Origin of the sequence: Streptococcus sanguinis (assembly GCF_019929225.1) — a bacterium.
Taxonomy (GTDB): domain Bacteria; phylum Bacillota; class Bacilli; order Lactobacillales; family Streptococcaceae; genus Streptococcus; species Streptococcus sanguinis_J.
In genome coordinates this window covers 32,975-58,198 of the sequence record NZ_JAHZPA010000002.1, presented here as the reverse complement: position 1 = coordinate 58,198, position 25,224 = coordinate 32,975, and the positions used below count along the sequence as shown (strand labels likewise).

Here is a 25,224-nt window from a genome sequence, read left to right as displayed (position 1 = left end):
GTTTTATTCCTTTGATAGTTTGTTGCTGACGTGATAGTAATCTGTCGGATGGGATTCCAAACCAGAGACGGACTTGTCCATCACCAGAGCGACCTTGAAGAAGCCGATAATAGTAAAGCCGTAGTCCTTATCCATGATTTCTTGGATTTCCTTGCTGAGCTGATTGCGCTTAGCTGGATCAGTCTCAGTCGCCAGCTCTTCGATTTTCTTATCTGCTTCTGGGTTGCTGTAGTGGCCAATATTGGCTGTACCATTAGTCTTAACAGCACTGTTGAAAAAGGCGTATGGGTCACCAATCGGAGCTGCTACCACCGCATAAGGTGTGAAGGCATAGTCCTTTTCACTGGCAACGGCACTGACTTCAACTTTCTTGATAGTCGCTTCGATTCCGACTTCCTTGAGCTGTTGCTGGGTTGCTTCTACAGCCAGCGGCATTTCAGGCAGACGGGTAAAGGACAGCAACTCAATGCTGACTTTTTGGCCGTCTTTTTCACGATAACCATCACCGTCAGTATCCTTGTAACCAGCTTCATCCAAGAGTTTCTTAGCCTTGTCTACGTTAAATTCATGGACGCTCTTTTGCAGGGCAAAGGCAAACCCTTTAGGGAAAGGTCCAACAGCTGGTACAGCTGAGCCTTTAAAGAGGGATTCAGAGTAGGTCTTCTTGTCTACCAAGGTATCTAAAGCCTGACGGAACTTATCGTCTGCTACGTAAGGATTTTCAAAGTTATAGTAGTAAGCTAGGTAGCGAGAACCTTCTACTTCAGAGATTTTGTAGTTCTTATCGGAAGCATAGGTACTTAGATTTGCATAAGGCAGACCATAGACAGCATCGACTTCTTTAGACTTGAGGGCTGCAGAAATAGCTGTCGGATCAGAGAAGTATTTAATCTTCAGATTAGCAACTTTTGGCTTACCATCCCAGTAGTCGTCATAAGCCTTGAGCTCTGCTCCGCTCTCAGGAGTGTACTTGGTCACCATGTAAGGTCCCGTTCCGACAGGAGCCTTGTCAGATGCACTCTTGCCAGTCGTATCGACAATAGCGGAGTAGGGCTCTGCCAAGAGATTCGCCATGATAGGCTGCACAGCCTTTGTCTTGATGGTCACGGTTTGACCCTCTGCAGAAATGCTGTCAATGCCCATATCTGATGCTGCCCGCTCGCTTGTCTTAATCAAGCGTTCCAGAGAAGCTTTGACCTTTTCACCGGTCATTTTTTCACCATTTTGGAAGGTCACCTTATCCTTGAGGGTAATTTTCCACTCTAGGTCTGAGACTGCTTCGATTTTCTCAGCCAGCCAAGGTTTTACCTCAAGTTTGTCGTCCATCTTAAAGAGGGTTTCTCCCACTCCGTAACGGACCGTGAACCAGCCATTGTATTCCGCTGCTGGATCCACATTTGCTGGAAATTGAGTGTAGCCAATGGTTACAGTCTTACTGCCACTATCGCCAGTAGGCTCACTGGTTTTACTAGGGTTTACACAGGAGGCTAGGGCTAGGCCTGCCAAGGCTAGAGCCATAATTTTTTTAAAATGTTTCATAAAATAATCAAATTCCTTTTCTATTTTGTAAACTACTTTAAGACGGTCTGTCCTAGTCAAATCTAAATACGCTTCGCTCTCTGTCTAAGGTGGTTCTATGTCCTGAAGATGAGAGAGCAGACGAGTGAAAAACAAGTGATTTCTCATTCTCTTTCCTCCTTGGGGATTTGCTTGTCTTAATCTTTTCCTTCCAGATAGCTTCTAGCATCTTCGACAAAGGCAGTTGGCAGAGCCAAGTCTGCCTGCAACTCATCGCGATAAGTTCGGATGACTTCTTCCTCTCGGCCGGAGACAACCTTTTCAGCCCAGTCTGGGTCTAGGAGCAGGGCCTTGCCGAGGGCAAAGAGCGGAATCCCCGCATCCAATACTCGCTGGGCATCCTGCTTGGTCTCTATCTGACCGACACCAATCAGGGGCACTCTACCATTAATTTTTTTGATAATTTTCTGAATCACTGGCTCTGAGTCCTGAGAATCTCTGATAGACGATCGCCAGACATCAGAGGTCGAAATATGCAGATAGTCCACTTGATGATAGATGAGCTGCTCCAGCAACTGCAGGGTGTCATAAAGCTGGATACCTGGCTCTTCAATCTCTTCTGGAGAAAAGCGGTAGCCAATCAGGAAGGGGCGGTCGGCCTCTTCTTTGACTAGTTGCTTGGCTCTTTTCAGCAAGGTCTTTGGAAAGCGCAGGCGGTTGTTAAGACTGCCGCCCCACTTGTCCTGACGGACATTTGAATGAGGAGAGACAAACTGCTGGATCAGGTAGGTATTGGCTCCATGAAGCTCAACTCCGTCAAAGCCAGCCTGAATCGCCCGTCTGATAGCTGACAGAAAATCCTCTATCACCTGCTCCACTTCAGAATTCTTGAGCGCCCTCGGCTCTGTCAGATAATCGCGCGGAGCCTTGACAGCGCTGGGTGCTACTGGCTGACCGTCAATCAAATCAGGCAGAACCATACGACCACCGTGATAGAGCTGAACAATAGCCAGAGCCCCTTGGTCCTTGATAGCCTTGGCCAGACGGCTAAACCCCTCAATCTTATCGTCCTCGGCGCCGCTGAAGCTCTCCGCAAAGGACTTGCCCAGAGGATGAACATAGGTACTGCCAGTAATGACCATACCAACCGACCTCGATCGACGGGCAAAAAAGTCAATATCTGCCTGAGATACATAGCCACCGGGCTCACTAGCGCAGATGGTCATAGGAGCCAAGACAACGCGATTGCGCATGCTCTGACCATTTTTAAAAGTAAATTTATCCTGAATCTGTGTATTCATCTGGTCACCTCTTTCCCAAGATAAATCATGTTGTTTTTTAATAATAAATCCTTAGAGTAAGGTTGCCTGCCAAGTCTGGTCCCGCTCTTCCAAGAGCAGCACTCGTCCTTGGGGGATATCAATGTTCCAAAAAACAGCCTCTCGGTCAACCAAATGCTGGTAAATCAAGCGAAGGACTCCCAAATGAGCCACTAGAGCGATTGATTCCTCAGTACTGTCTAGCAGGCGGTCTGTTGCTGCCCAAACTCTGGTCTGAAAGTCTGAGAAAACTTCTGCTTCAGGAGGCGTGACCTCAAAGGGGGCTTCCAGCCAAGCCTGCCAGACTTCTGGAAAAGCCGCTTCAATCTCATCAGCTGTCAATCCTTCCCATTGTCCAAAGCCCCGCTCATCAAAGTCAGCTATGGGCTGGACTTGCCTGTCTGGAAAAGCCAGCTGGGCTGTTTCCTGCGTCCGCTTGAGACTACTAGTGTAGATTGCATCAATCGCATGCTTCTGCATCAGCAGGGCCAGCTGCTTGGCATCTTTTTGACCTTGCCCGTTGACAGAGACATCATGGCTACCATAGAAACAGCGCCTGCGGTTGTAGTCTGTCTGACCGTGCCGCATTAGATACCATCTTTTCATCCTAGCACCACCAATCCTAAGAGATAGAGGAGTTGGGCAACTTCAACATAGGCTCCTAGCGTATCGCCTGTGTGGCCGTCAATTTTATTATAAACGAAACGACGATAGCCAATTGCTCCCAGAAATACCAAGCCGTAAGCCAGAAGGCCTCTCCAGTTGAAAACCAGCAGAGACAGGAGCAAAGGCAAAAGCTGGGCAAGCAGGATATGACTAGTTTTACTGCCACTGAAGAAATTCCCCGAGCCGCCGCCTTCTCTAGCATAGGTCATCCGGTAAAGCTGTAGGCTCAGACCGGCCTTGCCAATCATGGTCAGACTAGCCACGATAAACCAGCGAGGCTCTGGCAGATAAGGGTAAAGAACTAGCATCAGAGCATAGTAGAGAATGAGTGCTAGAACGCCATTGCTGCCAATCCGACTGTCCTTCATAATCTCTAGCATCCGCTCCTTCTTACGGGAGGAGAAGAGACCGTCTGCCGTATCCGCCAGGGCGTCTAAATGAAAACCACCTGTCAGCAGAACATCAAAAGCAAGGGTCAGAACCCAAGCGACCATCCCTGGCAGGACTAGGCTCGTCAGGAAATAAAATCCACCTGAAATCAGTCCTAGCAAGAGACCAAAGAGGGTCAGAAAAGGAAGTCCCCGTCGCAAATAGGAAATATCCACTGCCTTTGGAATCACAATCCGGCTAAAAAATTGAGTATAGATAATCAATGCCTTTATCATTTCAACTGCTGAGCGAGGCCACAGATAACCAGATAAGCCTCACTCGCCTCCTTTGCAATCAGTTGGTTGATCTTGCCCTGCACATCACGGAAGAAACGTCCTAGTCTGGTCTCTGGGACAATGCCCAGGCCAACCTCGTCCGTTACAATCCAGCACTCAGCATTTGTCTGACGGATTGTAGATAGGAGCTCTTGCCATTCTTCTTCCAAGAGCTGTAGCAGGAAAGACTGCTCCTGACGGCTGAGAAAGCGCTCTTCTGTCAGCTCCAGCTTGTCTGGAAAATGCTGGGCAATCAAATCAAAGAGGCGATTGCTGGTCAGAAGAGTGGCACAATCTAGCAGATAAACTGGATGCGACTGCTCTCGCAGCCAGTCGGCCAGCCCAGCATACTGCTCCTGAGTCGTCCAGGAAGCCGGCCGCCGTTCTTGGTGCAGCCGAATCCGCTCCTGCCATTCTGGATCTTCTCCTCGGGGCAGGCCGGTCGCAATATAGCAAACTCGCTCTCGGTCCGCCAACTGCTCCTCCGCAAATGCCGACTTACCGCTTCTGGCACCGCCTGTCACTAACACAATCTTAGCCATTTGCTTCTTCTTTCATTACTTGAAATGCCTGCTCAAAGGCCGCCAAGGTCTGGTCTAGATCCGCTCTAGTATGGGCACTAGACATAAAGTTGGTTTCATACTGAGATGGCGCCAGATAAATGCCCTCTTCCAGCAAGAGACCGTGCAGTCTCGCAAACTGAGCATGGTCAGCCGCCTTAGAATCCTCAAAATTGCGGACCGGCTTCTGGCTGAAGAAGAAACCAAACATGGTCCCTTTTGATACGACTTGCAGATCAATGCTGTACTTGTCTGCAAGATTTCGCAGGCCATCACAGAGGTAGTTTGTTTTCTCTTCAATCTCAGCAAAGAGCTCCGGTGTCAGCTGTTTCAGCGTTTCGTAACCGGCCGTCATGGCAACTGGATTACCCGACAAAGTACCAGCCTGATAGATGCTGCCTAGAGGCGCTACCTGATCCATATAGAGGGCCTTACCGCCAAAGGCTGCGACTGGGAAGCCGCCACCGATAACCTTGCCCAAGCAGACAAGGTCTGGCTCTGTCTGATAGAGGCCGACAGCCCCTTGATAATGAGCTCGGAAACCACTCATGACCTCGTCCACGATGAAGAGAGAGCCGTATTCCTGAGTAAGGGAGCGAATAGTACTGATAAAGTCCGCATCCGCAGGAATCAAGCCCATATTGCCAGCAACTGCTTCTAAAATGACACAGGCAATGTCGTCTCCATGCTTTTCAAAGCAAGCCTTGAGAGCATCTGTATCATTGTAAGGCAAAGCCAGAGTTTCCCCGGCTACCTGAGCAATGACTCCGGCAGAATCAGCAATCCCAAAGCTAGCCAAGCCTGAACCAGCCTGAACCAAAAAGGAATCGCTGTGGCCGTGATAGCAGCCGATAAATTTGACAATTTTAGAGCGCTTGGTCACTCCACGCGCTACCCGAATGGCGCTCATGGTCGCTTCCGTTCCCGAATTGACCATCCGCATTCTTTCCATGAAAGGCAGGCGCTCCTGCACCAGCTGGCCGAGAGCAATCTCTCTGGGACTCGGAGCACCAAAACTGGTCCCCTCCCAAATAGCTTCCTCAACTGCCGGTAACACATCCTTAGGAGCATGCCCCAAAATCATAGGCCCCCAAGACAGGACGTAGTCAATATAGCGGTTGCCATCGACATCATGCAGATAGGCTCCGCTGGCTTTTTCGATAAAAAGCGGGTGGCCGCCCACAGCCTTAAAAGCCCGGACAGGACTATTAACCCCGCCTGGAAAGAGCTTTTGAGCCTCTGCGAAATATTGGTTGGAATGTTCTCTCTTCAAGTTCGTCCTCCTTATCTAGAAAACTGCTGTTTTCCGCAGTCTCTATCCTTCTCTCAGATAGCCAGCCGCATCCTTGGCAAAATAAGTGATAATCAAGTCTGCACCAGCCCGCTTCATACTGGTCAAAGTTTCCATGACAATGGCTTTTTCATTGATCCAGCCCTGCTGGGCTGCTGCCTTGACCATAGCGTATTCTCCACTGACATTATAGGTCACCAGAGGCAGTTTAGTCTCCTGTCGTAGCTCTCTGAGGATATCCAGAAAGGCCAGAGCCGGCTTAACCATGAGAAAGTCTGCTCCTTGCTCCTCATCGCTCTTGGCTTCTCTCAAAGCCTCCAAGCGATTGGCCGGATCCATCTGATAGGTCTTGCGGTCGCCAAAGGCCGGAGCACTCTCACCTGCATCTCGGAAAGGCCCATAAAAGCTAGAGGCAAACTTAATCGCATAGGACATGATGGGAATGTCTTCAAAGCCCGCCGCATCAAGCCCCTGACGGATAGCCGCCACAAAACCGTCCATGGCATTGGAAGGAGCAATGACATCTGCTCCAGCCCTGGCTTGGCTGACAGCAACTTCTGTCAGTCTAGTCAGAGACAGATCATTGTCCACTTCCTCCCCTCGCAAAATACCGCAATGGCCGTGACTGGTAAACTCACAGAGACAGGTGTCTGCAATGACGACCGTCTCAGGGAAATGCTTCTTGATTAGACGGATAGCTTCCTGCACAATGCCATTTTCAGCTGAAGCCTGACTGCCTCTTTCGTCCTTTTCTGACGGAATGCCAAAGACGATAAAAGCCCGAATGCCAAAGTCCACACATTCCTGAACTTCTGGCAGCAAATCCTCGAGGGAGAACTGATAAACTCCCGGCATGGAGGCTACTTCTTGCTTTTCAGTCAACCCTTCCTTGACAAACAAGGGTTGGATAAAATCATCCACAGACAGCTTGGTTTCTCGAACCAGCTGCCGTAGACCGCTGCTTCTCCTCAGTCTGCGATGTCTATAAAATTCCATGCTTCTTCTCTTCTTTCTTGATTATTTCCTTGACCATTTCCTCAACAGAAGGACTCTGGGGCTGGTAGTCTACCCCATAGCCAGACTCCTTAACCACCTGAGCCGTTGTCTGACCAATCACTGCAATCTGATGGCTAGATGCTAGATGGGGCTTAATAGCACAAAAACTCTGCCAAGCCGACGGACTGGCAAAGGTCCAAATCACATCCTCTTGGGACAGATAGGTCTCGAGCTGGTCCTGACCAGCAGGATTTGAGGTCGTTTCGTACATAGGCCAAGCCCAGACCTCATGGCCTGCTTCTTTTAATTTCTCAGCCAGACTGGGATTGGACAAGCTGCTTTGGGGCAGCAAAATCTTCTGCGTTGGCAGAGCCAAATCCAACCACTCCTGAATAAAGTCAAGACCATAGTGGCTGCTGGCCTGAAAAGCACAGTCTCGGCCTAGCTTATCCAGCGCCTGACTGGTCTGCGGCCCGATGGTCGCAATCTGGCAGTCAGCTTTCAGATAAGGACTGAAAGCCTCCACTGCGATAGCACTGGTAAAAAAGGCCCAGTCGGCTTCTGGCAGAACTGCTTGGACAGCTTCTGGCAAGGGCAGAGACTGGCAGCGAATGAGAGGGACATGGTGCGTCTCAAACCCAGCCTGTCTGATCTTTTCTAGCCAGGCAGAGTCTGGCGCCTGCTCTCTGGTAAAGATTATTTTTTTAACCATGGCATTCCTACTGCTCCCTTATCGGCTAACTGGCGTACAGCCTGCTCTGCCAATTCCTGACCATCCTGACCTTGAAGGCTGACAAAGACACATTGGCCGTCCTCCTTGGCCAGCATGGCCTCTAGCTGATAGTCCTGACCTTTTTTCTGGGCCAAAGCAGCGATAGGGAAGGTGCAGTCTGCATTCATCTGAGCCAAAACTGCCCGTTCAACTGCCACTTCAGCAGCTGTCTTCTCATCCTGAACAGCCGCCAAGAGACTCCGCAGTTCCTCATCCTCTTCCCGGCATTCCACTGCCAAAGCGCCCTGAGAAATAGCTGGCAGACAAAGACTGGTCTCTAACGGCTGAATGTGAAGACGGCTTTGGTCCAGCCAGCCCAAGCGTTTAAGTCCGGCCATAGCCAAGACAATCGCGTCGTACTCGCCTTCTTCCAGCTTCTTGATGCGTGTATCAATGTTGCCTCGAAGTGGTTTAAAAGCCAAATCCGGTCTCTGAGCCTGCAGCTGAACCTGTCGGCGAATGCTGCTGGTTCCTATAAGAGCGCCCTCAGGAAGATTAGCCAGCGTCTGGCCAGCTTGAAGGAAAATCAAGCAATCTCGAACATCTTCTCGCTGACTAATCGCACCGAGTGCACAGCCCTCAGCTAGCTTAGCCGGCATGTCCTTGAGACTGTGGACCGCCATATCAATCTCACCAGCTAAGAGAGCTCGCTCGATTTCCTTGACAAAGACTCCCTTGCCACCAATTTCCTGAAGGCTGACATGTGTTAGACGATCTCCTTTTGTCGTATAGGGAACGAGGACAAAGTCCCGCTCTGGATGGAGCTTCTTGAGCTGGTCCACTAACTGTTGGGTCTGGGTCATGGCCAGCTTACTCTTGCGGGTTCCTACCTTAATGACCTTCATCTTTTCCCCTTTCTCTATGCAAGCCAAATATCTTGGCAATCAAGGCAATGTCATAGTCTGAATGCTCTCCGACTGACAGCTCTTTGAGCTGCAAGATTGGTTCCTTCAAGACTTGGTTGATAATACTCTTCATGTGCTTGGAAATCTGCTTCTGCTCCCGCTCGGTCAAATCTGGAATCTTGCGATTAAGACTTTCCATAGCCGAAGCTTGAGCTTCCAAAGCCTTATCCCTGATTTCCTGAATCAGAGGAATAATGCCCAGCTGCTGACGCCAGTCAGCAAACTTGACCAGCTCCTCATCAATCTCCAAAGCAATCCGACCGGCAATCTCCTGCCGTTCTGCCTTATATTGCTCCAGTTGATTGGTCAGATTTTCGATATTATAGAGCTTCAGAGACGAGCTCGGATGGCAGGAACGAGGCAGACAGAGGTCAAACACGATTGCATCCGCCTTAAGCATGGAAGGAAAGATAATGTATTCTTCCGTTTTAACCGCTGAAAAGACCACATCCGCATCCGCCAGCACTGCCTCCAACTCATCCCAGCCATGGGCAGATACCCTGTCCTCTGTCAGAAAAGGCTGGGCCTTGCTGACTGTCCGATTGAGCAGCATGACTGATTCGAATGGCCGCTGCAGAGCATACTTAGTCACCAACTGACCAATCTCTCCCAGACCGATAACAGCTACCTTTTTAGTGCTGTAATCCAGCCCCAGTCGGTCCAATTCTTGGATGGCCGTCAGGCCGATAGAAATAGGCCGGTCATTGATCCGATAAGTATCATGCATGCGCTTAGCAAAGGTCAGCGCCTGCTTGAAAGCCTGATTGAGGACAATTCCAGTCGTACCAGCATCTTGCGCTGTCAAGAAAGCCTGCTTGAGCTGGCCCAAGACCTGACTTTCACCGACAATTTTGGATTCTAGGCCGATGGAGACCCGCAGCAGATGCCGCAAGGCCTCATCCCCCTCACGAAAGACTAAATACTCTTCCAGCTCCTTGACAGGAATTTGAAACCAGTCCGCCAAAAAATGCTTGGAATAGTAGCGGCCAGTATGCAGCTGGTCCACCACCAGATAGAGCTCGGTCCGATTGCAGGTGGACAGGATGATATTTTCCAAGATACTTTTTTCTCTTTTCAGGAGCTTCAGAGCTTTCAGCCCCTCCTGATCTGAAAAATGCGCTTTTTCCAAAATTGGCAGCGGCGTTTCCCGATGGGTCAAGCCCACATATAATAGGTGCATGCTTCTTTCCTTCTTTTAAAGTTGGTCTAAAATTGCTTCTATCTTTTTGCGAATCTCCTTGGAACGGCTAGGCGAGAGGCCGTTGGTCGAGATCATGACAGACACGTCCTTCTTTCTCGCAATGGCTACATTGTAGAAGTCAGAAAAGGTCTTGTCGCCCGTATTGTTTACCAGCTGACTGGGTGCCGCATCCTCCATAATCTGGCGGTTGACCTCCGCCTGATCTGTACAGGCAAAGACCAGTTTCGCGCCTTCCAAATCACCTGTCTGGTAGGGTCTAGCTAGCCACTGAATCTCCGCCTGCGGAATGTCAGCATGCAGAGTCGGACTGACCACTGTCACAGCAGCCTGCTCAGCCAGCAGGGTCTTAATCTTCCGCGCTGCGACCTTGCCGCCTCCCACTACCACGACTTTCTTCTCTCTGATATTAATCATGACTGGATACATGCTAGCTTCTCCTATTTCTTTTCCCGAAAGATTTTCGCGCTGCGTTTGTAGATTGTATCTGGCTCCTCTAGACGGTCATTGACCAATCGAGCCAGCACAAAAAAGTAATCCGACAGACGGTTGATATAGATCAAGCCTATCTCATTGACCGCTTCTTCTGCCTCTATAACAGCTACCATACGGCGCTCTAGGCGTCTAGTCATGGTGCGGGCCACATGCAGGAGACTCGCAATCCGATGGCCGCCCGGAATGATAAAGCGGTCGATTTTCGGAGGAATATGCATATACTCGTCCATCCGCTCCTCCAGCCAGCTGACATTGGCTGGCTCTTGCTTGTAGGGGCGTAACTCCCGCGGCGTAGCCAAGTCGCTGCCGCAGTCAAAGAGATGCTGCTGGATTTCCTCGCATTCCAGACGCAGGTCATCCAAGACAGGATAGTCGCGCATCTCAGATACGACATAGCCTAGATGAGAGCATAACTCATCCATCGTTCCATAAGCTTCGACCCGAATATGGGTCTTGGATACTCGGTCCCCACCGTAGAGCCGTGTAAAGCCCTTGTCTCCGTATTTCGTATAAATTCTCATTTTTCTTCTCTGTTGATGATTTGATAAATCTGCTCCATATCCAAAGACTGGCGTAGGACGTCTGCCAACTTATCATACTCTCTGTCTTTAAAGTCTTTGATACTGACAAGCTGGTCCTCTAGCGGCTCTAAGCCCTTAGCCAGACGAAGTTCATTCAGATACTGACGAGTCCATTCTAGATTGTCAAAGACCCCATGAAGGTAAGTTCCTTGCACCTGCCCGCCATAAGCCACAGCTCCATCTGGACGCTCGGTTGCCTCACCATTTTGCTCCTTGATGATGGAAAATGGCTCCAGACGATCCGCCAGCTGGGTTTCCCCCATGTGAATCTCGTAGCCCTCTAGTTCTTGTCCCTCATGCAGGGCTCTGACCTGAGTCGTCCGCTTGACCGGCTGAAGCACCGTCTCTGTCTCTAAAATTCCCAGACCCCTAGTCTCTTCTAAATCGGACTCAAGGTGCAGCGGATCGCTAATCTTCTGTCCCAGCAGCTGATAGCCGCCACAGATACCAAAGATTCGCACGCCCTGCTCCAGACACTCGAGAATCTCGGCTTCAAGACCAGACTCGCGCAGGTAGTTCATGTCTTCGATGGTATTTTTGCTGCCCGGCAGAATCAAGAGATCCGGCCGACCGATCGCATCACCAGGCTGGACATAGCGGACAGAAACATCCGGCTGGATTTCCAGACTGTGAAAATCCGTAAAGTTGGACAGGCGCTTGAGGCTGACAACTGCGATATCCAGACTCTTTCTGCTATCAAAGCGCCGACTTTTCTGTACCAGTGCGACACTGTCTTCGCTGTCAATATCCAGCTGAGCATAAGGCACGACTCCGATAACCGGCACCTGGGTCAGCTCCTCAATCATATCAATACCGGACTGCAGCAGGGCCACATCGCCACGGAATTTATTGATAATAACCCCCTTGATCCGCTTGCGATCCTCAGGCGGCATGAGCTCAATCGTTCCGTAGATAGAGGCGAAGACGCCTCCCTTATCAATATCCGCCACTAAAATCACTGGCGCATCAACCAGCTTGGCCATGCCCATATTGACAATGTCTCGGTCATTGAGATTGATTTCAGCTGGACTGCCAGCGCCCTCAATGACGATGATATCATTCTCAGCACCTAGCTCATCATAGACTTCCTTAATCTTAGGCAGGAGCTGCTGCTTGTATTCATGGTATTCGACAGCATCCATATCCCGCAGTACCCGGCCTAGAAAAACAACCTGGGACTTGCGGTCAGAGGTGGGCTTGAGCAGGACTGGATTCATGCGGACATCCGGCTCTTTGCCAGCTGCCTCAGCCTGAACGACCTGAGCCCGGCCCATTTCATCTCCTTTTTTGGTGATAAAGGAATTAAGCGCCATATTCTGCGACTTAAAAGGCACCACTTCTAGGCCATCCTGCTTGAAAATCCGGCAGAGCCCTGCCGCAATAATGCTCTTCCCAGCATCTGAGGCAGTTCCCTGTACCATCAATGATTTGACCATTTTACATGTCCTCCTAGCTGCTCAAAGAAAGCAGCTTCATTTTCTGCCAGTGGCGTCTGGATAGTCTGATGAAGCTTGACAATCCAAGGCACAGCCAAGCCTGCCTCTACTAGCAGATTTCCCTGCTGGAAGAAATCAAACTTGCTGCCCTCTGCGATCAAATGCCCCTTCTGCAGCAGATAGGCATAGTCACAGCAGTCATACATCAGATCCATGTCATGGCTGGATACGATGATGTTTGTCCCAGCCTGAACCAGCTTTTTCATGGTCGCTGCCATCTGGTCCCGCCCTTTTGGATCCAATCCTGCCGTAGGCTCATCAAGTAACAGATACTTGGGCTGGAGGGCCAGCATGCCGGCAATAGCTACCCGCTTTTTCTGACCGTAGCTCAGATACTGCAAGGGTCTGTCCTGCAGATGGGAAATGTCCATCATCTCTAAAGCCGTCGCTACTCTGCTTGCTATCTCGTCTTCTTCATAGCCTAAGTTTTCCAAGGCCATGCCAATATCGTCCTTCACAATGGTATAAAAGAGCTGCTGCTCTGGATTCTGAAAGACCATATTGACATGCTGCCGATACTGGAACAAAGCCTTCTTAGAGCCGCCCACAGGCTGACCATCATATAAAATGCTGCCCTTCTGCGGTTGGAGCAGTCGGGTGATGATTTTCATGATGGTAGACTTACCTGAGCCATTAACTCCCAGAATACCGGTAATCCGGCCTTCTTCGAATTCCATAGAAATATCGTGCAGCGTTGGATTTTCATCATAGGCAAAGGAAATATTCTTTACTTGTAACATCTGAGTTTCCTATCTACTTTCCATTATAGTATAAAAGCAGTCTTAATGTAAATGCGCTTTCATTATTCACTGTGCTCCGCATCAAATCTTAGCGTCAGCACCTCATTTAAATGCTGATTATCATCCAGCAATTTAACAAAAAGAGTATTGGCTAATCTGCCCCAGGCCTGGTGTTGCTTCCTTTTATTGTAAAAGGAGAATTTCAAGTCCAAGGTATCCCGAATGGTCACAAACTCATAGAAGACCAGGAAAATAAAGCGATACATGAGGACAATCAGGTCTAACAGTACCCGCGGGACGTGCATGGCTTTAAAAAGCCGCAGCATCTGAGCAAAAGGCACCGTCAGGACAAAGAAATAAGTCGAAACCAAGGACGAATAGATGCGCAAGAGGATAAAAATGGTCTGCTGGACAGAGGATTGACTGATGCCCAGATAGCCCTGACCTACAGGCAAGGCCAGCAAGAGCTGCTCCTGACTATTCTGATAGGTCAAGACAAAGGTCAAGAGACTGATCAGGATAAAGATACTGGCATGCAGATACCACTTCAGATAGCGCAGCCACGGAAGCCGAGCTAGATAGCAGGTCAGAGGCGCCACCAAGATAATGAGCCCGAGCTGCAGACTCCTGACACCAGAAAAGCTGACAGCTAACAAGAGCAGATAGATGACAAATTTATAAGCAACCGGCAGATTTTTCAGCCGATTTTGATAGGCGTATTTATCAATCGCAAACATGAGGAGGCCCTCCTTTCTAGCTATATTTTGCAATGACACAGTACAGAGCAACTCCGGTCCCAGACAGGCTTAATCGCTACCAAGAACCAGAGCTCGCTCTTACTGTTGAAGACTTTTATTTATGTTCAGAAACTTCCTTTTGTTGGCCTTGTTTTTTCCCTTTGTGGTAGCCAATGACATAGAAGATAATCCCCGCTCCGATACTGCCTTGCAGGGTGAAGAGCAGACTTTCTACTTCCGGACCAGCTGGCTCAAAAATTGGTGAAAACCAAGGCTCATAGTCCTTTTGAATAGAGCTAATGGTTTTTTCAGCAGCGTCATCTGTTCCACTGTATTCCACACCCTTAGGGGCAAAGATAAAGGCAGCTAAAGTTACCGCTACTGCAGCCAAGATTAAGATGAAATTCTTGTATTTTTTCATTTGAACAGACCTGCTCTTTCTTTGACATTTTCTGAGATCAAGTTATAGAGGACAACTGTCAGCAATCCTTCTACGATAGCGATTGGGATTTGAGTAGTCAAGAAGACACCCATGAATTTCAGTGCAGAACCAACAAAGCCACTGTTAGCATCCGGGAAGACCAAACCGAGCTGGATAGAAGTTGTCGCATAAGTCGCCAAGTCCGCAATCACAGCACAGATAAAGATAGAAACCGGTGTAGACAATTTGATGGATTTAGCAAACTTGTAGACGAAATAACCAACAAATGGACCAACTACTGCCATTGAGAATGCATTGGCACCCAGAGTTGTCAAGCCGCCGTGAGCCAAGAGAAGGGCTTGGAAGAGCAAGCAGATGGTTCCCAAAACGCTGATAACGGATGGTCCAAACATAGCTGTCCCCAGACCAACCCCAGTCGGATGCGAACTAGATCCTGTAACAGACGGAATCTTCAAAGAAGACAGGATAAAGATAAAGGCACCGGACAAGGCCAGCATGGTCTTGGAATTTGGATCTTCTGCAACGATTTTCTTGATACGCATCAAGCCGACCACAAAGAAAGGCAAGAATACGGCGAACCAGAAGATACACCAAAAGAGTGGAAGATAGCCTTCCATGATATGCATAGCTGACACAGACTGGGTACTCAGTACCGCTAAAATAGCCAGCAAGGCAACAAAAGTTACTTTTTTATTTTTCAATAGTTTCATGTTTTTTTCCTTTACTAAGAGCCTGAGCTCACAAGAATGAATCTTCATCCTTGAACATAGACTCTGATTTTAAAAAATCTTCTTTTTCACGAGGAAGGTAGTAAAATAAGGCAGCTTGGTTTCTGGTGTGATTCCATCGAGGCCCAGCAGAGTCTGCTGCTTATCTGTCGAAGAATTGCTAACCATGAAAGTCTGCTGCAAGAGACCGAGCTTTTCAAGCAGAGGCAGGACTGTATCCAGGTGATTGGCCACCTTCATGATCACAATCGAGTCATGCAGCTCAAGCGCCGCCTCAATCTTCTCAGCAGAAGCCGTAGCCGGCATGACCGCTAGAGACTCCTCATCCATAGTCAGAGGCTGACCTAGCTCAGAAGCCATGCTGCAAAAAGAGGTGATACCAGGGATGGTTTGACAGTCGATTTCCTTTTCCAGCAGGGCCAGCAGATAGCTGTAAGTGCTGTAGACCATGGGATCTCCCAGTGTGATAAAGCCGACATTCTTGCCAGCCTTGACATCCTCTGCGATTTCAGCAGAGATGGCCTGCCACTGGACTTCTTTGGTCGAATTGGAACGGACCATAGGGAAATGCCGCTGCTTGATTTCCAGATTCTCTTTCAGATAGGGCTCTGCAATACCTAATGCAAAGCTCTTGCTCCCCTTCTTAGCCTCTGGTGTATAGAGAATATCTAAATCTTCTAAAAGCCGACTGGCTTTGATAGTGACTAGCTCACTATCACCCGGTCCTACACCAATTCCGTAAAATTTCGCCATTCCTTCCTCCTATTCGATGATTTCTTCTAAATGCTGGATGTAGAGCTGCTGAACCTCAGGGTATTCACCCAGACCAACTAGATGGGCCTTGACCTCATATCCCCGCTCCTTGAAGAAGTGATACCAAGAACCTTCCTCATCTGAGCTCATATCATTGGTCGCATGGTCACCCGCTACCAGCATGAAAGGTGCCAGATGCACTTCTCGGGCGCCCTCTTTCTTCAGTTCCTGCTCAATCAGCTCAACTGGAGGATAGCTCTCTACACAACCGACATAGACTGAGCTTCCCTTCAGCATATGATCCAAGGCCGCATAAGCTGTAAAAGCATAATGCTGGCTGCCATGGCCCATCAAAACTGTTGCTGCATCCTGACCCTCATGGCCATACCGTTCCAGCAGAATATCCTTGACAGCCTCATAGTCTTCCTGACTATTGAGCAGAGGCTTGGCAACGACTAGCTTTTTAAAAGCTGATTCAAACTCTTTGGCTTGGGTAAGAATCTTCTCATACTCGCTGCCCAAAATGACATGGAGAGGCTGGATATAGACCACTTCAGTACCCGCTTCCAAGAGCTGCTCCAAAACCTCTTTGACCGTAGGAATATCTAGCCCTTCCTGCTTCTTAATCCGCCGTCTAACGACATTGGATGTAAAAGCTCGGTGAACCGGATAGTCTGGAAAATGTTCCTGAATAGCCTGCTCACAAGCCTCGATTGTTTTGCGTCTGGTCTCGGGATAGGTTGTTCCGAAACTGACTACTACTATAGCTTTACTCATGACCCGTATCCTTTCAGAGAATTTCCCGACATTTGTCAATGATGGAAGCAATAGTCGCTTCATTTGTCTCAACAATCTTGCTAAAGCCTGCTTCTTCTAAAACAGCCCGCGTGCTGGCACCCATGACAACGATTGGAACATCCTTCCAGTCATATCCAGCTTCTTGACTGGCTGCGACAAAGTTCATGGCCGCAGCAGAGTTCGGAAGACAGACAACTTCAATCTCTGACCAATTGTCACTGCTAATCTGACTGTCAAAGGCCAGTCTGTGACTAGCAATAATCGGCAGCGAATAGAGTTCTGCCAGACTGGCTTTCTTATGTTCAGCTGTCAGAATATACCAATTGCCGCCTTCTTTTTCAAGAGCAGCAGCAAAATCCGCATCCGACTGCTGAGGCGTCATCCGATCCAGCACAATCCCGCTCGCTTCGATAGACTTAGCCGTATGATGACCGATAGCTGCAAAGCGGATGTGCGGCAGACTGCGCAAGTCTTTGCCTGCCTTGCGGAGGGCTTTCAAGAAGAGCGGCCAGCTCTGCATATCTGCAAAGAGGAGACCGTCTACCTGCTCCAAGTCCGGCAGCTGCAATTCTAACTCTTCAACCAAATCTCTAGCTGGGAATGTCGTCAGCGCAGCTCCAGCATCCTTGAGCAAGCGAGGAAGTCTGCCAGTCTCTGACTGCTGGATGAAGATTTTCCGGCCGAAAAGCGGCAGATTCTCATGGAAATTCAGCTGCTGTCTATAGGCCACGACATCACCTACCACGATGACACTCGGTGCCTTAAAGTCTTCAGCTTCTGCTAGTTCGACTATGTTACCCAAGGTTCCGTCCACCGAGCGCTGCTGAGGATGGGTTCCCCATTCAACGATGGCGGCTGGCTTGTCCTTACCATAGCCTCTAGCCGTCAGCTCTTGGACGATGGAAGGCAGATTTTTCATGCCCATGAGGAAGACCAAGGTTCCTTTGAGCTCAGAAATTGCTTCCCAGTTGAGCATTTCTGTCTCATCCTTGAGATGGGCTGTAAAGACATGGAAGCTAGTCGCTACATCTCGATAAGTCATAGGAATCCCTGCATAGGTCAGACCAGCCACAGCAGAGGTGATACCTGGCACCACTTCAAAGTCCACACCGGATTCTACCAGCTTGACACCTTCTTCTCCGCCTCGTCCAAAGATATAGGGATCACCGCTCTTGAGACGGACTACCCGCTTGCCCTGACTGGCTTTTTCGATAAGAATCTTTTCAATCTCTTCCTGTCGGATGCAGGGCTGGCCTGGCTTTTTACCGACATCTATCTTTTCGCAGTCAGACTTTAGATGCTGAAAGAGCTCCTGATTGACCAAGCGGTCAAAGACCAAGACATCTGCTTCTTGAAGCCGTCTCTTGCCTTTGAGGGTCAACAACTCCGCATCGCCTGGACCTGCTCCCAGTAATGTTACTAAACCGGACATTTTTTCTCCTTTTTTTAGCTATTTTGTCAGATAAGCCTCTAACTCTTCTAAGCTAGAAACCATCTGCGGATAGGCTACAATTGGCCGAGAGATGATAATGCAGTCCATCCCCAGCTCTTGACAGCCATCAATCTTTTCACGAATACCACCGACGGTACCGCTTTCCTTGGAAACAAAGACATCTGCTCCCGAGCGCAGCAAGAGCTCTTTATTGCACTCTTTGGAAAATGGAGCCTTAATCGCATCGATCTGATCCGCTACCAGTCCCAGCTGCTCACAAGCCAGAAGCACTTCTGAAGTTGGCAGAACGCGAACGACAATCCGCTGCTCTGGCAGACCCTTGACAAAGAGCGGCAGGGTCTTGCTGCCTGTTCCCAGATAAACAGTCTTGTAGCCGCGCTTGGCAATCTCATCAATCGCTTCTTGGGTCGAATGCACCACGATGGCCCCGCTCAAATCCAAGGTCGCCTGACGCTCAAAGCGCAGGTAAGATACACCAGCCATCTCTGCCGCCCGAATGGCTTCCTTGGAAACAATATCCGCAAAAGGATGGGTCGCATCAATGATTTCATCCACATCATTCTCTTTGATAAAGGCAACCATGTCCTCAGCTGTCAGCCGGCCCTGAATGACCGGCTGGCCGTATTTGGAAGCCAAGTGCCGGCCGTAGTCTGTGACAACAGAGCTGGTCACATCGATTTTCAAGCGGTCAAGCACTTCTAAAATAGCGGTGCTATCGGATGTCCCTCCCAGCAGTAATTTCATCATAAAGTATATCCTCGAGGTGTGATCATGCGTCCGTTTTTAACATAAGTTTCTTTGTTACCAACGATAACGATTGTCGTCATATCTACCAAAGTCTCATCCAAGTCTTTGATAGTCGTCAAGATGATTTCCTCATCCTTACGGCCAATGTCCTTACCGATACCGACAATAGTATCCTCTGACTTGTACTCAGACATGATAGAAAGTGCTTTTGTCAGATGGTCTGGACGTCCCTTACTCCGAGGGTTGTAGAGGCAGACTACAAAGTCACCTTGAGCTGCGGCATGCAGACGCTTCTCAATCATTTCCCAAGGCGTCATCAAGTCACTCAGACTGATATGACAGAAGTCGTTCATGAGGGGAGCACCCATAACTGCAGCAGCACCCAGACTAGCCGTAATACCTGGAACCACCTTAACTTCTACATCACTGGCATCTCCCAGCAATTCTAAAATCAAGCCAGCCATTCCATAAACTCCGGCATCTCCACTGGAAACAACTCCGACATTTTTGCCAGTCTCTCTAGCCAAATCAATAGCCTTTTGACAACGGTCGATTTCCTGGCGCATTCCATTCGCTACGAGCTCCTTGTCCTTGACCAAATCAAGAATCAACCGCATATAAGTTGAGTAGCCGACGATAATTTCACAATCTGCTATAGCAGCCAATGCTTCTTGTGACATCAATTCTTCTTTACCTGGGCCTAATCCGATAACGTATAACATATATTTTTTCTCCTTTATGGGTATGATAAAATTTTATAAGGGCAGTTGGTTTATAAGACCGTCTGCTCTTTTTGATTTACTTTTTGGTTATTGCTTTTGCAAGCGCATAGGTACAGCCGTTCTTTGCAAAGCGCTCTGTCAGGACTTGACCCTGACTGGCCAGATCTGCGCTGGCCAAGGCGACACTGCCGACTCCGACTGTCTTTTTGACAAATTCTGACTGAGGATAGCGGTCTGCTACGACAGACAGCTCCTCCTTACTAAAGGTCTCAAAGGGACAGCCCAATTCCTTGGCCAAGGCCAGGATAGCAGCTTCATCCTTTTTGACATCAATGCTGACGATTTTGGAAATCTCACTGGCAGAAATCCCCTGCTGCTGACAAAATTCCTCAAAGCCTTCTCGGAAGACAGTAGGAGCCACATCCTTTCTAGCACCAACTCCTAAGATATAGGGTTGAGGATAGATGAGAGCCAGATTTTCTCTTTGAATGTCCTTTTTTTCTGCAGCCAGCAGAATCAACGGTTCCGTTCCCTTGAGAACAGCCGCAAGTCCTTCCTCATCCACCAGAGTCAGACCTCGAAGGTCGGTAACCCAGTCCTTTTCCTGATAGAAATAGACGGTTCGGCCGCTGCCTAGATAGCTGTTGAAAGGTTTGATAAATTCTCTCAATTCCGGCCTCCAGCCATTGACTGATTGGGCCAGATTGTCCAGAGCTGTTACATTCTGCACATCTGTCGCTGTCGTGATAACAGGATTGGAACCGAGCAATTCTGCGATGTCTCGCGTCACTTGATTGGCTCCGCCTAGATGTCCGCTCAGCAGGCTGATGACATTCGTCGCTTTCTCATCCATAACAACTACTGCTGGGTCAGTCGCCTTGTCTTTCAAGACTGGTGCAATAGCTCGCACAACCGCCCCGATAGCCATGATACAAATGAGAACATCCACTTCCTGAAAGAGCTGACCAAGCGCCTCAACCACTCGTCCTTCGATAGCGATGACCCTGTCATCTGCCAATCGAGGTGTCGTATAGATAGGGATTTCCTTGCCTAGCTTTTCTCGCAGAGTCAGAGCCAAGTCCTTGCCGACCGCTGTCACTGTTGCGATTGCGTAGCGGGCTTGAGAATTACTTGGCATGGCTGCTCTTCCCCCGTCTGAACTCATGATGGAAATCTGCATGATAGAGCTTGGAATAATAGAATTCCTGACCTAAAAAGTCACCGACCAAAATCAAAGCTGTCTTTCTAATCTTAGCTTCCTTGACTTTCTCAGCAATATTTGTCAAATCGCCAAAGACCTTCTTTTCATCCGGCCAAGTAGCCTTGTAAATGACAGCCACAGGCGTTTCTGGAGGATAGCCACCCTCGATCAGCTCACTGACGACCTTTTCAATGCCTTGAACAGACAGGAAGATAGCCATAGAGGTCCGATGCTGAGCATAGCTTTTCAGGGATTCCCGATCTGGCACAGGCGTCCGGCCAGCCATCCGAGTGATGATGAGGCTTTGAGAAACCTCCGGTACGGTATACTCCGCCCCGATACTGGAAGCAGCTCCCAGAAAAGAGCTGACGCCCGGCGTACAGTCAAACTCTATGTCGCGCTTCTTCATCTCTTCGATCTGCTCTCGAATGGAGCCATAGATGGAGAAATCACCCGTCTGCAGGCGGACCACATCTTTACCAGCCTTGACTCCAGCCTCCATGACATCGATGATTTCCATCAAGTGCATGCTGGCACTGTCGTGAATCTCAGCTCCTTCTTTACAGTAGTTCAGCAGATCTGGATTGACCAAGGATCCCGCGTAAATGACCACATCAGCCTCAGACAGCTGCTTGTAGCCTTTGAGCGTAATCAGCTCCACATCACCTGGGCCTGCTCCAACAAAATGTACTTTGGACATCAATTAGCCTCTCTTTCTTTTTTCTTACAGGAAACGATAATAGTCGGATTCTGAGGCTTGAAGTAGTGCCCCTTGCCTATAGCTGTCCAGCGGCTAGCCTGAACCGAGACAATCTCTAGATCCTCCCAGTCCATCTGCTCCGCTATTTGAGCTGCTTCCAGAGCATTCTCCAGCAGGATAAAGTTCAAGACCAGCCGACCGCCCGGCTCCATGAGCTGGGCACACCAGTCGAAAATCTCCTGCATATTGCCCCCAGTCCCTCCGACAAAAATGGCATCAAAGCTGCCTTCCAGCTCAATTGGAGCCAGTCCTTGATGGAGACGGACATTGTGGCAGCCAAAGTGCTGGATATTCTCCTGCGTCAAGGCCACTGCGTCTTCATTGCGCTCCACTGCCACCACTTCCAGTTCTGGATAGGTTCGGGCTGCCTGAATCGTGACACTGCCAGTTCCAGAGCCGACATCCAGCATGCGCTTGGCTCGATGCAGCTCCAACTTATCCAAACTGATGGCTCTGACTTCTTCCTTAGTCATAGGGACTTTAGCCCTGATAAATTCCGAATCCCTCATCTAACACCACCACCACATTCATTTCATATTCTCTGTCTTCTACCTCATTCGCAGGCAGAATGGTAATACGCTCGTCTTCATAACTCAGCTGCTCACCGATGACCAGCACCTTATCTAAGCCTCTTTTAACAGCCTCTTGAGCAATTTCGTAGGGGCCAACTTTCTGATCGGTCACCATAAAGACTTTTGACAGACTCATAATCAAGTCAAAGTTAGGCGCCTTAGCATGACTGCTCGTCAGATAAGCATCGTTCATGGGCAGGGCAATTCTGCTGGCCAGATACTGCATGGCGCTGATACCTGGCGAGATAACCACGCGCCCCTTGAATTTCTCTGACAGCCATTTGCCCAAACCGTAAATCAGAGGGTCGCCTGAGGCCAGATATAGAATTTCCTCATCCTCACCAAAGCTTTCCAGCAATTCTGCTAACGCAGCCAATTTTTTAGGAGGGACCAGGCCCTTATCCCGATAAGCCGGCGGTAAAATTTCCAGATGGCGTTCACTTCCCAAAATGCGGTCAGCCTTTTCAAAATAGGCTTCCTGTCCCAGAAGACCATAGCTCGGATCTCCCGGACCAATTCCGATAACATAAATCATGTCCATTCCTCCTTTATCTGCTCTAAAGGCTGAGTTGATGCCAGATAGCCTTCCTCAGTCCCAAAGACAACCACTTCAATACTGACTTCTGGCTTACGATAGCGGAGCAGACGCTCACTTCTAGCCTTAATCTTATCCGCCAATACCTGATAGACACCCTCATAAGAAAATTCTTTAATGGCTGTCCCAGCTGCCTCGGTCGTCAAGCATTTATCAACCTTTTCCAGCAGCTCCATAGGTGCCCCCATCAGGGCCAGATTAGCCACCAGCGTTTCCATACGAGCATCCGAGTCCTTACTATGGGTAGAGAAAATCCCAGCCGCCACTTTGACAAACTTGCCCATGTGACCAATCATCAAAACCTTGGTAAAGCCGATGCGCTGCACTTCTTTGAGGACGTGGCCGACAAAGTTACTCATATTGACGATGCGCCCAGCTGGAATCCCCACAGTCTTAGTAGCAAAATCTTCACCGTAATTCCCCGGTACCAAGACGACTGAGCGATGTCCTTGATTATAGAGCATGGTCAGTTCAATCGTGATGGACGCTTTCCAACTATCTTCAGACATTGGATTAACAATCCCTGTCGTTCCCAAAATTGAAATGCCACCGACAATACCTAGTCTGGAATTATAGGTCAGCTTGGCTGTCTCTTCCCCACCAGGAACGGAAATGATGACCCGTGCTCCACAGTTGGGACCGATAATCTCACGGACATGCTGCTCAATCATCCGTCTAGGAGTTGGATTGATAGCTGCCATGCCGACATCGCAAGCCAGCCCCTTCTCGGTCACGCGCCCGACGCCCTGACCTCCGTCAATCTCGATTTCCGTCTGATCTGGTAAAAGAGTCACGGTTGAATAAATCAAGAGGCCATGCGTCGCATCCGCATCATCGCCGCCATCTTTTTCAATGGCCGCGGTCGCTTCTTCTGGTCCGAAGGAAGGATTGTGAACATCCATGGTCACTTCCACGCCTGAAGCCGTATGCACAGTGACCTTTTCTTCCCTTTCCTGATTTAGAATCATACTCAAGGCTGCAACAGTCGCTGCCGTTGCACAAGTACCAGTTGTAAAACCTTTTCTTAATTTCTTTCCATTGACATAAGCGTATTCATCCATCATCAGCCCTCTCCTTTCTCCGGAGCCTGCTTTTTATCTGAAACACTGTAACGCTCATAGTCTGTAGTGCCTAGCTTGAGCTGGTAGAGAATGGCATTGACCACAGCTGCTGCGATGGTACTGCCGCCCTTTTGACCCAGTGCCGCGATAGAAGGCACCGAACTTTCATGCAGTTTGAGCTTGGATTCTGCCGCTCCGACAAAGCCGACCGGAACTCCGACAACCGCATCCGGCTGCAAGCTTCCCTCTTCAACCATATCCAAAACCTTGAAGATGGACGTTGGAGCATTCCCGAAGACAAAAAGTTTTGGACCGTCCACTTTAGCTGCATATTCTACAGCGGCCATGGAGCGAGTAATTCCCTTTTCCTTAGCTTCCTGAAAGACTGCTGGCTCATTGACCAGACAACGATAGGAAACACCTAGATCATCCAGCAATTTCTTATTAAAACCGCCCAAGACCATGGTTGTATCTGTAAAAATGGTGCCCTTGTTTCGGAGGACGTAGAGAATCTTCTCAATAACCTGATTGGAAAACTTGATATTGTAGAGGTAGTCAAAGTCTGCACTGGTAAAGACAACCCGCTTGAGCACTGCCTCTTCAAAAGGATCCGAAAATTGAATATCTGGATGCTCTTGGTCAATAATTTCCTGAATCTTGCTGAAACTAGCTTCTTCAATCTTATGCGCTGCTTTTAGATAGGACATCTAGTTCTTTCCTCCTTCTTTACTGGATGGTGTAGAGTAGCGGACATAGTCGTCCGTCACCACTTCTCTCAGCTGATAGATAATGGCATTGATAATGGCTACTACAATCGTGCTGCCACCTTTTCTGCCGAGATTGACAAGGGCAGGAAGACCTGACTGAAGCAGTTCTTCTTTGGATTCTTCGACATTGATAAAGCCGACTGGAACCCCAATCACTGCATCCGCTTCTACCAGTCCCTGCTCCGCCAGCTCAATCAGATAAGACAGAGCCGTAGGAGCACCACCGAAGGCAAATACTTTAGGTCCTTCAATCTTGGCTGCTATCTCAACAGCCGCCATAGCTCTGGTAATCTGCTTTTCCTTGGCAAGAGCAACCACTTCTTCATCGCTAATCAAACAGCGATAGCTCACACCCAGCTGGTCCAGCACGCGTTTATTAATCCCATTGAGAGAGATATTGGAGTCCAGCAGGATAGTACCCTTAGCTCTGATTACTTCTTCTATTTTTTTAAGGACATCGTGCTCAAAGCGCATGGTATAGAGATAATCAAAATCTCCCGTCGTATGGATTGCCCTCTTGATGATAGATTCTTCCATTTCCGAATGGAAGACATAATCAGGATCTTTTTCAGTAATCATAGACTGAATAATTTGAAAGCTCTTTTCCTCAATAGAGGAAGGGTTTTGAATATATGTCATAGTATACT

The 25,224-nt window shown here is 48.9% G+C and carries 29 protein-coding genes; all 29 read right to left on the bottom strand.

Annotation, left to right across the window (positions count from 1 at the left end):
- Positions 1-3: 3 nt before the first annotated feature.
- Entirely contained in the window at positions 4-1,599 is a 1,596-nt protein-coding gene (locus tag K1I80_RS04785) for an ABC transporter substrate-binding protein (RefSeq protein WP_223313153.1), read from the bottom strand.
- Positions 1,600-1,715: 116 nt separating this feature from the next.
- Positions 1,716-2,819: an NADH-dependent flavin oxidoreductase gene (locus tag K1I80_RS04780; protein ID WP_223313152.1), complete on the bottom strand. Its 1,104-nt coding sequence runs from the start codon at positions 2,817-2,819 to the stop codon at positions 1,716-1,718.
- Positions 2,820-2,870: 51 nt separating this feature from the next.
- Positions 2,871-3,443 (bottom strand): histidine phosphatase family protein, encoded by a 573-nt coding sequence (locus K1I80_RS04775; RefSeq protein WP_223313151.1) that lies wholly within the window; start codon positions 3,441-3,443, stop codon positions 2,871-2,873.
- Positions 3,440-4,168: an adenosylcobinamide-GDP ribazoletransferase gene (cobS, locus tag K1I80_RS04770; RefSeq protein WP_223313150.1), complete on the bottom strand. Its 729-nt coding sequence runs from the start codon at positions 4,166-4,168 to the stop codon at positions 3,440-3,442. Before cobS ends, K1I80_RS04775 begins: the two co-directional genes overlap by 4 nt.
- Positions 4,165-4,749 (bottom strand): bifunctional adenosylcobinamide kinase/adenosylcobinamide-phosphate guanylyltransferase, encoded by a 585-nt coding sequence (cobU, locus tag K1I80_RS04765; protein WP_223313149.1) that lies wholly within the window; start codon positions 4,747-4,749, stop codon positions 4,165-4,167. Before cobU ends, cobS begins: the two co-directional genes overlap by 4 nt.
- Positions 4,742-6,040 carry a glutamate-1-semialdehyde 2,1-aminomutase gene (hemL, locus tag K1I80_RS04760; protein ID WP_223313148.1) on the bottom strand — a complete coding sequence of 433 codons (1,299 nt, stop codon included), beginning with the start codon at positions 6,038-6,040 and terminating at the stop codon, positions 4,742-4,744. The genes cobU and hemL overlap by 8 nt, the downstream gene beginning before the upstream one ends.
- Before the next feature lie 42 nt (positions 6,041-6,082).
- A complete protein-coding gene (gene hemB / locus K1I80_RS04755) occupies positions 6,083-7,054 on the bottom strand; it encodes a porphobilinogen synthase (protein WP_125445337.1) in 972 nt (323 codons plus the stop codon).
- Complete coding sequence (locus K1I80_RS04750) at positions 7,041-7,766, bottom strand: uroporphyrinogen-III synthase (protein WP_223313147.1); 726 nt, start codon at positions 7,764-7,766, stop codon at positions 7,041-7,043. The genes hemB and K1I80_RS04750 overlap by 14 nt, the downstream gene beginning before the upstream one ends.
- Positions 7,751-8,671: a hydroxymethylbilane synthase gene (gene hemC / locus K1I80_RS04745; RefSeq protein WP_004192076.1), complete on the bottom strand. Its 921-nt coding sequence runs from the start codon at positions 8,669-8,671 to the stop codon at positions 7,751-7,753. The genes K1I80_RS04750 and hemC overlap by 16 nt, the downstream gene beginning before the upstream one ends.
- A complete protein-coding gene (gene hemA, locus K1I80_RS04740) occupies positions 8,658-9,911 on the bottom strand; it encodes a glutamyl-tRNA reductase (RefSeq protein ID WP_223313146.1) in 1,254 nt (417 codons plus the stop codon). The genes hemC and hemA overlap by 14 nt, the downstream gene beginning before the upstream one ends.
- Before the next feature lie 15 nt (positions 9,912-9,926).
- A complete protein-coding gene (locus K1I80_RS04735; protein ID WP_002896443.1) occupies positions 9,927-10,358 on the bottom strand; it encodes a precorrin-2 dehydrogenase/sirohydrochlorin ferrochelatase family protein in 432 nt (143 codons plus the stop codon).
- A gap of 11 nt (positions 10,359-10,369) precedes the next feature.
- Positions 10,370-10,945 (bottom strand): cob(I)yrinic acid a,c-diamide adenosyltransferase, encoded by a 576-nt coding sequence (locus K1I80_RS04730; RefSeq protein ID WP_125438384.1) that lies wholly within the window; start codon positions 10,943-10,945, stop codon positions 10,370-10,372.
- Complete coding sequence (locus tag K1I80_RS04725) at positions 10,942-12,441, bottom strand: cobyric acid synthase (RefSeq protein ID WP_125433974.1); 1,500 nt, start codon at positions 12,439-12,441, stop codon at positions 10,942-10,944. The genes K1I80_RS04730 and K1I80_RS04725 overlap by 4 nt, the downstream gene beginning before the upstream one ends.
- The gene (locus tag K1I80_RS04720; RefSeq protein ID WP_223313145.1) at positions 12,426-13,241 is read right to left on the bottom strand and encodes an energy-coupling factor ABC transporter ATP-binding protein; all 816 of its coding nucleotides are present in this window, start codon (positions 13,239-13,241) and stop codon (positions 12,426-12,428) included. Before K1I80_RS04720 ends, K1I80_RS04725 begins: the two co-directional genes overlap by 16 nt.
- 62 nt (positions 13,242-13,303) lie before the next feature.
- Entirely contained in the window at positions 13,304-13,978 is a 675-nt protein-coding gene (locus K1I80_RS04715) for a CbiQ family ECF transporter T component (RefSeq protein WP_223312592.1), read from the bottom strand.
- A 115-nt stretch (positions 13,979-14,093) separates the two neighbouring features.
- Positions 14,094-14,399: an energy-coupling factor ABC transporter substrate-binding protein gene (locus K1I80_RS04710; protein ID WP_061595253.1), complete on the bottom strand. Its 306-nt coding sequence runs from the start codon at positions 14,397-14,399 to the stop codon at positions 14,094-14,096.
- Positions 14,396-15,130 (bottom strand): energy-coupling factor ABC transporter permease, encoded by a 735-nt coding sequence (locus K1I80_RS04705; RefSeq protein WP_002901131.1) that lies wholly within the window; start codon positions 15,128-15,130, stop codon positions 14,396-14,398. The genes K1I80_RS04710 and K1I80_RS04705 overlap by 4 nt, the downstream gene beginning before the upstream one ends.
- Before the next feature lie 69 nt (positions 15,131-15,199).
- Positions 15,200-15,901 carry a cobalt-factor II C(20)-methyltransferase gene (locus K1I80_RS04700; RefSeq protein WP_223313144.1) on the bottom strand — a complete coding sequence of 234 codons (702 nt, stop codon included), beginning with the start codon at positions 15,899-15,901 and terminating at the stop codon, positions 15,200-15,202.
- Between the two features lie 9 nt (positions 15,902-15,910).
- Positions 15,911-16,678, bottom strand: coding sequence for a sirohydrochlorin cobaltochelatase (locus K1I80_RS04695; RefSeq protein WP_223313143.1), 768 nt, complete (start codon positions 16,676-16,678; stop codon positions 15,911-15,913).
- A 13-nt stretch (positions 16,679-16,691) separates the two neighbouring features.
- The gene (cobA, locus tag K1I80_RS04690; RefSeq protein ID WP_223313142.1) at positions 16,692-18,131 is read right to left on the bottom strand and encodes a uroporphyrinogen-III C-methyltransferase; all 1,440 of its coding nucleotides are present in this window, start codon (positions 18,129-18,131) and stop codon (positions 16,692-16,694) included.
- Positions 18,132-18,149: 18 nt separating this feature from the next.
- Positions 18,150-18,899 (bottom strand): precorrin-6A reductase, encoded by a 750-nt coding sequence (gene cobK, locus K1I80_RS04685; protein WP_002915883.1) that lies wholly within the window; start codon positions 18,897-18,899, stop codon positions 18,150-18,152.
- Positions 18,896-19,621: a precorrin-3B C(17)-methyltransferase gene (gene cobJ, locus K1I80_RS04680; RefSeq protein ID WP_002896461.1), complete on the bottom strand. Its 726-nt coding sequence runs from the start codon at positions 19,619-19,621 to the stop codon at positions 18,896-18,898. Before cobJ ends, cobK begins: the two co-directional genes overlap by 4 nt.
- Positions 19,622-19,697: 76 nt before the next feature.
- Positions 19,698-20,759 carry a cobalt-precorrin 5A hydrolase gene (cbiG, locus tag K1I80_RS04675; protein ID WP_223313141.1) on the bottom strand — a complete coding sequence of 354 codons (1,062 nt, stop codon included), beginning with the start codon at positions 20,757-20,759 and terminating at the stop codon, positions 19,698-19,700.
- Complete coding sequence (locus K1I80_RS04670; protein ID WP_061595247.1) at positions 20,749-21,522, bottom strand: cobalt-precorrin-4 methyltransferase; 774 nt, start codon at positions 21,520-21,522, stop codon at positions 20,749-20,751. The genes cbiG and K1I80_RS04670 overlap by 11 nt, the downstream gene beginning before the upstream one ends.
- Positions 21,522-22,091 carry a decarboxylating cobalt-precorrin-6B (C(15))-methyltransferase gene (locus K1I80_RS04665; RefSeq protein WP_002896464.1) on the bottom strand — a complete coding sequence of 190 codons (570 nt, stop codon included), beginning with the start codon at positions 22,089-22,091 and terminating at the stop codon, positions 21,522-21,524. The genes K1I80_RS04670 and K1I80_RS04665 overlap by 1 nt, the downstream gene beginning before the upstream one ends.
- The gene (locus tag K1I80_RS04660) at positions 22,063-22,695 is read right to left on the bottom strand and encodes a cobalt-precorrin-7 (C(5))-methyltransferase (RefSeq protein ID WP_223310923.1); all 633 of its coding nucleotides are present in this window, start codon (positions 22,693-22,695) and stop codon (positions 22,063-22,065) included. Before K1I80_RS04660 ends, K1I80_RS04665 begins: the two co-directional genes overlap by 29 nt.
- Positions 22,686-23,813, bottom strand: coding sequence for a cobalt-precorrin-5B (C(1))-methyltransferase CbiD (gene cbiD / locus K1I80_RS04655; protein WP_223312584.1), 1,128 nt, complete (start codon positions 23,811-23,813; stop codon positions 22,686-22,688). Before cbiD ends, K1I80_RS04660 begins: the two co-directional genes overlap by 10 nt.
- Positions 23,813-24,517, bottom strand: coding sequence for a cobalt-precorrin-8 methylmutase (locus K1I80_RS04650; RefSeq protein ID WP_223312583.1), 705 nt, complete (start codon positions 24,515-24,517; stop codon positions 23,813-23,815). The genes cbiD and K1I80_RS04650 overlap by 1 nt, the downstream gene beginning before the upstream one ends.
- The gene (locus K1I80_RS04645; RefSeq protein WP_002901147.1) at positions 24,518-25,216 is read right to left on the bottom strand and encodes a cobalt-precorrin-8 methylmutase; all 699 of its coding nucleotides are present in this window, start codon (positions 25,214-25,216) and stop codon (positions 24,518-24,520) included.
- Between the last annotated feature and the right edge of the window lie 8 nt (positions 25,217-25,224).

Excerpts from the sequence above, each read along its gene's own strand:
- K1I80_RS04780 (WP_223313152.1), bottom strand. The coding sequence starts at position 2,819 with ATGAATACACAGATTCAGGATAAATTTACTTTTAAAAATGGTCAGAGC.
- K1I80_RS04775 (WP_223313151.1), bottom strand. The coding sequence starts at position 3,443 with ATGAAAAGATGGTATCTAATGCGGCACGGTCAGACAGACTACAACCGC.
- cobS (WP_223313150.1), bottom strand. The coding sequence starts at position 4,168 with ATGATAAAGGCATTGATTATCTATACTCAATTTTTTAGCCGGATTGTG.
- cobU (WP_223313149.1), bottom strand. The coding sequence starts at position 4,749 with ATGGCTAAGATTGTGTTAGTGACAGGCGGTGCCAGAAGCGGTAAGTCG.
- hemB (WP_125445337.1), bottom strand. The coding sequence starts at position 7,054 with ATGGAATTTTATAGACATCGCAGACTGAGGAGAAGCAGCGGTCTACGG.
- K1I80_RS04750 (WP_223313147.1), bottom strand. The coding sequence starts at position 7,766 with ATGGTTAAAAAAATAATCTTTACCAGAGAGCAGGCGCCAGACTCTGCC.
- hemC (WP_004192076.1), bottom strand. The coding sequence starts at position 8,671 with ATGAAGGTCATTAAGGTAGGAACCCGCAAGAGTAAGCTGGCCATGACC.
- hemA (WP_223313146.1), bottom strand. The coding sequence starts at position 9,911 with ATGCACCTATTATATGTGGGCTTGACCCATCGGGAAACGCCGCTGCCA.
- K1I80_RS04735 (WP_002896443.1), bottom strand. The coding sequence starts at position 10,358 with ATGTATCCAGTCATGATTAATATCAGAGAGAAGAAAGTCGTGGTAGTG.
- K1I80_RS04730 (WP_125438384.1), bottom strand. The coding sequence starts at position 10,945 with ATGAGAATTTATACGAAATACGGAGACAAGGGCTTTACACGGCTCTAC.
- K1I80_RS04725 (WP_125433974.1), bottom strand. The coding sequence starts at position 12,441 with ATGGTCAAATCATTGATGGTACAGGGAACTGCCTCAGATGCTGGGAAG.
- K1I80_RS04720 (WP_223313145.1), bottom strand. The coding sequence starts at position 13,241 with ATGTTACAAGTAAAGAATATTTCCTTTGCCTATGATGAAAATCCAACG.
- K1I80_RS04715 (WP_223312592.1), bottom strand. The coding sequence starts at position 13,978 with ATGTTTGCGATTGATAAATACGCCTATCAAAATCGGCTGAAAAATCTG.
- K1I80_RS04710 (WP_061595253.1), bottom strand. The coding sequence starts at position 14,399 with ATGAAAAAATACAAGAATTTCATCTTAATCTTGGCTGCAGTAGCGGTA.
- K1I80_RS04705 (WP_002901131.1), bottom strand. The coding sequence starts at position 15,130 with ATGAAACTATTGAAAAATAAAAAAGTAACTTTTGTTGCCTTGCTGGCT.
- K1I80_RS04700 (WP_223313144.1), bottom strand. The coding sequence starts at position 15,901 with ATGGCGAAATTTTACGGAATTGGTGTAGGACCGGGTGATAGTGAGCTA.
- K1I80_RS04695 (WP_223313143.1), bottom strand. The coding sequence starts at position 16,678 with ATGAGTAAAGCTATAGTAGTAGTCAGTTTCGGAACAACCTATCCCGAG.
- cobA (WP_223313142.1), bottom strand. The coding sequence starts at position 18,131 with ATGTCCGGTTTAGTAACATTACTGGGAGCAGGTCCAGGCGATGCGGAG.
- cobK (WP_002915883.1), bottom strand. The coding sequence starts at position 18,899 with ATGATGAAATTACTGCTGGGAGGGACATCCGATAGCACCGCTATTTTA.
- cobJ (WP_002896461.1), bottom strand. The coding sequence starts at position 19,621 with ATGTTATACGTTATCGGATTAGGCCCAGGTAAAGAAGAATTGATGTCA.
- cbiG (WP_223313141.1), bottom strand. The coding sequence starts at position 20,759 with ATGCCAAGTAATTCTCAAGCCCGCTACGCAATCGCAACAGTGACAGCG.
- K1I80_RS04670 (WP_061595247.1), bottom strand. The coding sequence starts at position 21,522 with ATGTCCAAAGTACATTTTGTTGGAGCAGGCCCAGGTGATGTGGAGCTG.
- K1I80_RS04665 (WP_002896464.1), bottom strand. The coding sequence starts at position 22,091 with ATGAGGGATTCGGAATTTATCAGGGCTAAAGTCCCTATGACTAAGGAA.
- K1I80_RS04660 (WP_223310923.1), bottom strand. The coding sequence starts at position 22,695 with ATGGACATGATTTATGTTATCGGAATTGGTCCGGGAGATCCGAGCTAT.
- cbiD (WP_223312584.1), bottom strand. The coding sequence starts at position 23,813 with ATGATGGATGAATACGCTTATGTCAATGGAAAGAAATTAAGAAAAGGT.
- K1I80_RS04650 (WP_223312583.1), bottom strand. The coding sequence starts at position 24,517 with ATGTCCTATCTAAAAGCAGCGCATAAGATTGAAGAAGCTAGTTTCAGC.
- K1I80_RS04645 (WP_002901147.1), bottom strand. The coding sequence starts at position 25,216 with ATGACATATATTCAAAACCCTTCCTCTATTGAGGAAAAGAGCTTTCAA.